Below are 7830 nucleotides of genomic sequence, written 5' to 3' on the forward strand. Positions count from 1 at the left end.
TCCCCTCTCCCCTCATGGGGAGAGGGCAGGGTGAGGGGTGGTTCAGCAAGGCGCCACGCGTCAAGAGGCGCCGGCCCTCACCCCCGCCCCTCTCCCGCAAGCGGGAGAGGGGCGCAAACAAGGAAGGATCAAACGTGAGCAAGCAAGACAAGCCGCTGGTCGGCGTGGTGATGGGCAGCAGTTCCGACTGGGACGTGATGCAGCACGCAGTGGCCATGCTGAAGGATTTCGGCGTGCCGTTCGAAGCCCAGGTGGTGTCGGCGCACCGCATGGCGGACGACATGTTCCGCTATGCCGAGAGCGCGCGCAGCCGCGGCATCCGCGCCATCATCGCCGGGGCCGGCGGGGCCGCGCACCTGCCCGGCATGATCGCCGCCAAGACCATTGTGCCGGTGTTCGGCGTGCCGGTGCCGTCCAAGTACCTGCGTGGCGAGGATTCGCTGCTGTCGATCGTGCAGATGCCCAAGGGCGTGCCGGTGGCCACCTTTGCCATCGGCGAGGCCGGTGCCGCCAATGCCGCGCTGCACGCGATCGCCACGCTGGCCACCACCGACGAGGCGCTGGCCGGCGCGCTGGAAGCGTTCCGCGCGAAGCAGACCGAAGCCGCGCGCGCGATGACGCTGCCGCTGTAATCATCCGGACATCCCACGGAACCTAGCAATGCCTACCGATATCCATCCCTACCTCTCCGAAGCCCACACGCCGGAATCGCGCGCCGAGTTCGGCGTCGACCGTCCCGACGCGCCTATCCTGCCCGGTGCGTGGCTCGGCATGCTGGGTGGCGGCCAGCTCGGCCGCATGTTCACGCATGCGGCGCAGGCGATGGGCTATCGCGTATGCGTGCTCGATCCGGACCAGGACAGCCCGGCCGGCTCGGTGGCGGACAAGCATATCTGTGCGCAATACACCGACGAGGCCGCGCTGGCCGAAATGGGCAAGCTGTGCCAGGCGGTAAGCACCGAGTTCGAGAACGTGCCGTCGCTGTCGCTGGACCGGCTCGAGCAGCTGGGCGCCTTTGTCGCGCCGCGCGGCTACTGCGTGTCGATCGCGCAGAACCGCATCGGCGAGAAGAAGTTCTTTGCCGCGTGCGCCGAGCGCACCGGCGTGTCGCCGGCCCCGCACTGGGTGATCCAGCACGATGCCGATGTCGACCAGTTGCCCGACCACGTGCTGCCCGGCATCCTCAAGACCGCGCGCATGGGCTACGACGGCAAGGGCCAGGCGCGCGTGAAGACGCGCGACGACGTGCGCGCCGCCTGGAATGCCATGCAGCACGTGCCGTGCGTGCTGGAGCAGATGCTGCCGCTGGCCTATGAGGTCTCGGTGCTGGCCGCGCGTGCCGCGGACGGCTCCACCGCCACCTGGCCGCTGGCCGAGAACGTGCACCGCGACGGCATCCTGTTCTCGACGGTGATGCCGTCGACCAGCGTGTCGCCTGACATTGCCGACCGCGCGCGTGCTGCAGCGGCTGCCATCGCTACGGAGATGGGCTACGTCGGCGTGCTGTGCATCGAGTTCTTCGTGCTGACCGACGGCTCGCTGGTCGCCAACGAGATGGCGCCGCGCCCGCACAACTCCGGCCATATCACCATGGATGCGTGCGAGACCAGCCAGTTCGAACAGCAGGTGCGCGCCATGGCGCGGCTGCCGCTGGGCAGCACGCGCCAGCACTCGGCCGGCAAGATGCTGAACCTGCTGGGCGACGTGTGGTTCGAGTTCGGCCTGGAGCGCACGCCGTCCTGGGACGAGGTGGTGGCGCAACCCGGCGCCAAGCTGCACCTGTACGGCAAGGGCGATGCGCGCCCGTCGCGCAAGATGGGCCACGTCAACTGCGTGGGCGAGCATGCCGAAGCGGCCGACGCCGCCTTTGCCGCCGCCGCGCAGGCGCTGCATATCCCGCTCTGAAGCCATAGCTCCAAGGAACACGATGTCGCCGCGCATGCCCACGGCCGCTGAACTGGACGAAGCCGTCCGCCTGCTCGAGGCCGGGCAACTGGTCGCCTTTCCCACCGAAACCGTCTACGGGCTCGGTGCGGACGCCGAGAATCCCGAGGCGGTCGCCCGCATCTTCGCGCTCAAGGGCCGGCCGTCGAACCATCCGGTGATCGTCCACGTGGTGGACGGCGCCGATATCGGCTACTGGACCGACGAGGTCCCCGAGGCCGCGCAGCAGCTGATCGACGCCTTCTGGCCCGGCCCGCTGACGCTGATCCTGAAGCGCGCCGCGCATATCCATCCGGCCGTCGCCGGCGGCCAGGACAGCATTGGCGTGCGTTGCCCCTCGCACCCCGTGGCGCAGGCGCTGCTGGCCCGCTTCAAGCGCGGCCGCGGCGGCATTGCCGCGCCGTCGGCCAACAAGTTCGGCCAGGTCAGCCCGACCACCGCGCAGCATGTGCGCGACGAGTTCGGCGATGCGGTCTATGTGCTGGAAGGCGATGGCGTGGAGGTCGGTATCGAATCGACCATCGTCGACCTGTCGCGGCTGGACCAGGGCATCGGCCCGGTGCTGCTGCGGCCGGGGGCGATCACCGCGGCGATGATGGCGCAGGTATTGGGCGCGGCCCCGCTGCCGCCCGATGCGGCCGCGCCGCGGGCTTCAGGCACGCTCAAGGCCCACTACGCGCCGCACACACCGCTGCTGCTGGCCGATGCGCAAGCAGCATCGGCGCAGCTGGCCTCGCTGCCGGACGATGCCCGCGTGGCGTGGGTCGGCCGGGCGCCGCTGGTGGACCAGCGTTGTACCTGGGTGCAGGCGCCTGCGGACGCGGCGGCCTATGCGCGCGAGCTTTACCGCTTGCTGCGCAAGCTCGACAAGCAGGGCTATACGCAGCTGATGTTCGAGGTGTTGCCTGAAGGGCAGGATTGGGCCGGGGTGCGGGATCGGCTGGAGCGGGCGGCGGCGGCGTTTGGAGGATGAGGCGGGCGGTGGCTCGCCGCTGGCCTTACTTCGTCGACGCGCCGGCCCTCACCCCAGCAACCTCAACGCCGTATACACCGCCATCCCCACCATGATCATCCCCACCATCTTCCGCGTCAGCAGGTAGAACAGCGTGGCCGCAATCCCGGCCATCAGCTTGTCGTTGGAGAACGCCACCGTGAAATGCCCCTGCCAGGTCATCAGGTCCGGCAGGATGATCGCCGCCAGTGCCGCGGCCGGCGCATAGCGCAGCGCCCGCGCGATGCGGTCGGGCACGGTGACATGCTCGCCGGCCATCAGGAACAGCGCGCGCGTGACGATGGTGACGACCGCCATGCCAAGGATGGCAATCCAGATTTCAAGATGGCTCATGCGCGGTCTCCCGGCGGCGTTTCCGGCGCGGCGGCGTTGGTGACCTCGGGGGCCTTGGGCTTGCGCCGGCGGATGCCGCGCAGCGCCGCGCGCGCGGCCAGGTCGTCGCTGGCCATGCCGGCGGCAATCGCGCCCACCACTGCCACCACCAGGCTGAGGCGGTACGGCAAGTCGAAGCAAAGCAGCGCCAGCACCGCCGACACCACCACGGCCAGCAACGTGGAGCGCGAGTTGATGGTGGCGATCATCACCGGGATCAGCGCCATGGTGCCCGCCAGCCCCAGGCCCCAGCTGTCGGGGAACAGGCTGGCCAGCACGATGCCGATGATCGACGACAGCTGCCACATGCAGAAGTTGGTCAGCGCCATGCCCCAGAAGTAGCCTTCCTTGCCGGGCTCGTAGCCGGGCGTGCTGTACTTCTGCAGGAAGTAGACGAAGTGCAGGTCGCCGTTGAACGAGCCCAGGATGGTGCGCCGCCATAGCGGCATGTAGCTGAAGTGCGGCTGCATGCCGGCGCTGAAGATCACGAAGCGCAGGTTGACCACGGCCGCGGTCAGCCAGATGGTCCACAGCGGCAGGCCCGCAGCGAACAGCGGCAGCACCGCCAGCTGCGCCGAGCCGGCATAGACCAGCAGCGACATGCCGATGGCTTCGGGCACGGTCATTACGGATTTGCTCATCGCCACGCCGGTCACCAGGCCCCAGGAGAAGACCGCGGGCAGGGACGGGGCAAAGTAGCGCGCGCCGTCGATAAAGCCGGCGCGTTCGGCCGGTGCGAAGCGATGCCAGAGGCGCAACCACACCGGGGGTTGTCGGGAAGTCATGTCAGAGGGCGAGGGGGCAATGCAGGCCCGGGGCCGAGGGCCGGCCCGGAAGGCTGCCGCCGCAGGACGCGGCCGGCACCCTGGCATTATAGGGGCGGATCGGACGCTGGTAAGTGTCCGCTTAACAAAATGCGGCCGCGGCGTTGGCGCCAGGCCACGGCGCCGCGCCGCAGCCTGCCCGGCGCGGACTCAGGGTGCGCCGCGGTACACCCATTGCAGCAGGGCGTCGTGCGCTTCCTGCGCCTGCGCGGCGTTGGGGTGGTTGATCATGCTGATCACCACGTAGCGGCCGCCCTCGGCAGCATCCACAAAGCCGGCCAGCGCGCGCACGTCGGCCAGCGTGCCGGTCTTCAGGTAGCCGTTGCCGGCCGCGTTGGCGCGCGTCAGGCGGTTGCGCAGCGTGCCGTCGACGCCCAGCACCGGCAGTGAATCGATCAGCACCGGCCCCACGCTGCTGGCCGCGGCCTGCTGCAGCAGGCGCGCCATGTCATAGGCGCTGATGCGTTCCTCGCGCGACAGGCCCGAGCCGTTGTCCAGCACCAGGCCGGGCATGTCCAGCCCCTGGCGTGCCAGCCAGCGCTGCACCACGCGGATCGAGCGCCCGGTGCTGGCCGGGCCGCCGCGGTCCATTTCGGCGCCGATGGTCAGGAACAGCTGCCGCGCCATCACGTTGTTCGAGAACTTGTTGATGTCGCGCACGATATCCGCGAGCGGCAGGCCGTAGTGGCGCGCCAGCAGCACCGCGCCGCGCGGCACCTTGCCGCTGCGCAGCCCGGGCATATGGGCAAAGCGCCCGCCGGCGCGCTGCCATTCGGCGACGAAGCCGCCCCAGGTGAACTCCGCATGCGACAGCGTGGCGATATTGAGCACGTGCTCGCCGCAGTCGCTGGCATAGTCGCCCGAGAACGACGCCAGCACGGTGCCGTCCGCCTGCGGCAGCACGCTCGGGCTGGCGCTCGACTGCCAGTCGCCGCAGCGGCCGTTGGTCAGCGTGAGCCGGTTGTCCAGCTTGAGCTGCGCCAGCTCGGGCGTGACGCTGACTGCCACGGTCTGGCTGGCCGGGTCCGGCGTCAGCGTGAACGACAGTGTCTTGAACGCATAGAGCAGCGCATCCGGGCCGACGTTGTAGGCGCGCTGCACCTCGCCGTCGATGGTGCCGTTGCCGTCCAGGCCATCGGCAAAGTAGCTGCGGTCCAGCACCAGGTCGCCGTTGATGCCGGTGGCGCCCCCGGCGCGCGCCTTCGCCACCAGCTTGGCCATTTCCTCGGGCACCAGCTTGGGATCGCCGTGGCCGCGCAGGTAGACGTTGCCGTTGACGGTGCCGTCGAAGCCGGGCTGGGCGTCGGCGTAGAGCGAGGTCTGCCAGCGGTAGTCGGGGCCCAGCAACTGCAGCCCGGCAAAGGTGGTGACCAGCTTCATGGTCGAGGCCGGGTTCATCGGCTGCTGCGCATTCCAGCTGGCGCGGGCGGTGCTCGCGCCCAGCCTGACCACGTAGAAGCTGGCGGCGGACGCCGGTACGCCGGCTCGGCGCAGCGCCGCGGCCACCGGGGCCGGCACGCCGGCGCTCACCAGTGCGGGATCGGCAGCGGTTTTTGCGGCGGTGGCGGCCTTGGCCGCTTTTGCCGCCTTGACCGTCTTGACGGGCGCTTTGGCTTGCGCCGGGGTGAGCGCGGGACCGCCGGCCAGCAGCACGGCGGCAAGGATGGGCGAGAGCAGTGGCGACAGGCGGCGCAGCAGGGCGCCGGGTCGCGATGCAGTAGGCGCGGCGATTGTTCTTGGCATGGCGGCCATGTTAACGCATGGCCACTGGCAGGCGGGTGACAGTCTTGCCGGCTGCCCTCAGCCGGCGCGCGGCGGCGCCAGCCGTGCCAGCAGCGACTTCAGCGTGGCCTGCTCGGCCTCGCTCAGCGCCGAGCCGACGTGCGCGTCGTGCGCCACCACCGCCTGCGTGGCGGCTTCCAGCGTGCGGCGGCCGGCTGCCGTCAGCACCAGGCTGTAGGCGCGGCGATCGCCGGCTGCCGGGCGGCGCGCCACCAGGTTCATCTCTTCCAGCGCGTCGACCAGCAGCACCGCCCCCGAGCGCGCGATGCCGAGGATCTGCGCCAGCTCGGTCAGCTTCAGGTGCGGGTTGCGCGAGATGATGATCAGCGCCGAAAAGCGCGGCGGCGTGATCTGCCATTGCGCCAGCGACAGCACAAAGTCTTCATAGATGCGGATCTGCGCGCGGCGGATGGCGTAGCCGATCAGGTTGTCGAGCACGCCATAGTCGATATTCGGCACATGCGGGTCGAAACCGGCATCGGCACCGGCGCTTGCGGCCGGATCCGGCGCGAGCGGGTCGCGCGCCTTGCGCCGCGCGGACGCGGCGGTGGTGCTGCGCGGGCGCGGGGGTGCGGCGGGCGGTGTGCCGGATGCTTCGGGATTCATTTCAGCAGTTTCCAGTTGCCGTTGTCGATGGTCAGCATAACCCGCCCGCGCTGGTCGAAGCCATAGTGGTCTTGCCCACTGTAATTCAGCACGCCGTGCGAGACCACGATGTCGCGCTCGGTCTCCAGTGCCTGCCGCAGCGCCTGGCGGAATGCCGGCGTCCCCGGCTTGGCGTGCCTGAGCGCCACCGGCACGATGCGCTCAAGCACCAGCCCGGCGTCGTAGGCATGGGCGCCGAACTGCGTGCGGCTGTCGGCCCCGTATTGCTTCTCATAGCGGGTGACGTAGTCCAGCCCCGGCTTGCGCACCGGGTCGCCCGCGGGCAACTGCTCCGGCACGATCACCGGCCCGGCCGGCAGGATCGCGCCATTGACCATGCGCCCGCCGATGCGGATCAGGTCCTTGGTGGCCGCGCCATGGGTGTGGTAGATGGTGCCGCCGTAGCCGCGCTCGCGCAGCGTGGTGTGCGGCAGCGCGGCGCCGGTGCCGGCGCCGGCGATCAGGATGGCATCGGGTTTGGCGGCGATCAGCTTGATGGCCTGCGCGGTCACGCTGGTATCGGCGCGGCCGTAGCGCTCGGTGGCGATCAGGCGGATGCCGTTGGCGCTGGCGGCGGCGGTAAAGTCCTTCAGCCAGGTCTCGCCGTAGGCATCGGCAAAGCCGATAAAGCCGATGGTCTTGACGCCGTTGGTCTTGGCGGTGGCGGCCACGGCATTGGCCATCAGCCGCACCGGCTGCGCCAGCCGGAAGGTCCAGGCACCGCGCCCGGGCTTGAGTTCGATCGGCGAGAACGCCAGCTGCACGGTCTGGGCCTCATCGGCCACCTCGGCAATGGCGATCGACGGCGCCACCGCGGACGAGCCCAGGATGATGTCGACCTTGTCCTCGGAGACAAAGCGGCGCGCCACCTTGGCGCCCTGGGTGGGGTCCGAGGCATCGTCCAGCACGATGTAGCGTACCGCCTCGCCGCCGATCTTCTGCGGCAGGTAGGCCAGCGAGTTCTTCTGCGGGATGCCCAGCGACGCCGACGGGCCGGTGGTGGACAGGCTGACGCCGACGGTGATGTCGGCCAGGGCGGTGCCGGCGCTGAAGGCGAGGGCCGCGGCCAGTGCGAGGCGGGCGAGTGTCGTTGGGGTTTTGGGCGCCATGGTTGTCTCCTCTGTCTGAATGATCTTATGTGTTTCCGACGCTGCTGGTTTGCTCCCTCTCCCGCTTGTACAGACCGGAGACATGGGTAACAGGTGTTCGGAGACATAGGTGACACGTGACCTGCGCGCATCATGATGCGCG

At 69.7% G+C, this 7830-nt stretch carries 8 protein-coding genes; 3 read left to right on the top strand and 5 right to left on the bottom strand.

Annotation, left to right across the window (positions count from 1 at the left end; genetic code table 11):
* The first annotated feature begins 134 nt into the window (after positions 1-134).
* From purE to AC3WLE_RS29620, 3 genes are read left to right on the top strand one after another with little or no spacing between them, the layout of a single operon-like run.
* Positions 135-632, top strand: a complete 498-nt coding sequence (gene purE / locus AC3WLE_RS29610) for a 5-(carboxyamino)imidazole ribonucleotide mutase (RefSeq protein ID WP_010812195.1) — start codon at positions 135-137, stop codon at positions 630-632.
* A gap of 28 nt (positions 633-660) precedes the next feature.
* Positions 661-1905 (top strand): 5-(carboxyamino)imidazole ribonucleotide synthase, encoded by a 1245-nt coding sequence (locus AC3WLE_RS29615; protein ID WP_492317629.1) that lies wholly within the window; start codon positions 661-663, stop codon positions 1903-1905.
* A 22-nt stretch (positions 1906-1927) separates the two neighbouring features.
* Positions 1928-2917, top strand: coding sequence for an L-threonylcarbamoyladenylate synthase (locus AC3WLE_RS29620; protein ID WP_010812193.1), 990 nt, complete (start codon positions 1928-1930; stop codon positions 2915-2917).
* A 48-nt stretch (positions 2918-2965) separates the two neighbouring features.
* On the opposite strand, the gene AC3WLE_RS29625 is transcribed toward AC3WLE_RS29620, so the two are convergent.
* The 5 genes from AC3WLE_RS29625 to AC3WLE_RS29645 form a co-directional block, all read right to left on the bottom strand.
* Entirely contained in the window at positions 2966-3289 is a 324-nt protein-coding gene (locus AC3WLE_RS29625) for an AzlD domain-containing protein (RefSeq protein ID WP_492317628.1), read from the bottom strand.
* Positions 3286-4113 carry an AzlC family ABC transporter permease gene (locus tag AC3WLE_RS29630; protein ID WP_041687155.1) on the bottom strand — a complete coding sequence of 276 codons (828 nt, stop codon included), beginning with the start codon at positions 4111-4113 and terminating at the stop codon, positions 3286-3288. The genes AC3WLE_RS29625 and AC3WLE_RS29630 overlap by 4 nt, the downstream gene beginning before the upstream one ends.
* Positions 4114-4302: 189 nt before the next feature.
* Positions 4303-5904 carry a D-alanyl-D-alanine carboxypeptidase/D-alanyl-D-alanine endopeptidase gene (dacB, locus tag AC3WLE_RS29635; protein ID WP_492355792.1) on the bottom strand — a complete coding sequence of 534 codons (1602 nt, stop codon included), beginning with the start codon at positions 5902-5904 and terminating at the stop codon, positions 4303-4305.
* Between the two features lie 48 nt (positions 5905-5952).
* Positions 5953-6540, bottom strand: a complete 588-nt coding sequence (locus AC3WLE_RS29640) for a MarR family winged helix-turn-helix transcriptional regulator (protein ID WP_492317625.1) — start codon at positions 6538-6540, stop codon at positions 5953-5955.
* Positions 6537-7688, bottom strand: coding sequence for an ABC transporter substrate-binding protein (locus tag AC3WLE_RS29645; RefSeq protein ID WP_492355791.1), 1152 nt, complete (start codon positions 7686-7688; stop codon positions 6537-6539). Before AC3WLE_RS29645 ends, AC3WLE_RS29640 begins: the two co-directional genes overlap by 4 nt.
* Positions 7689-7830 lie beyond the last annotated feature (142 nt).

The sequence above is a fragment of the Cupriavidus sp. FW306-1B-F12B genome (assembly GCF_058781795.1).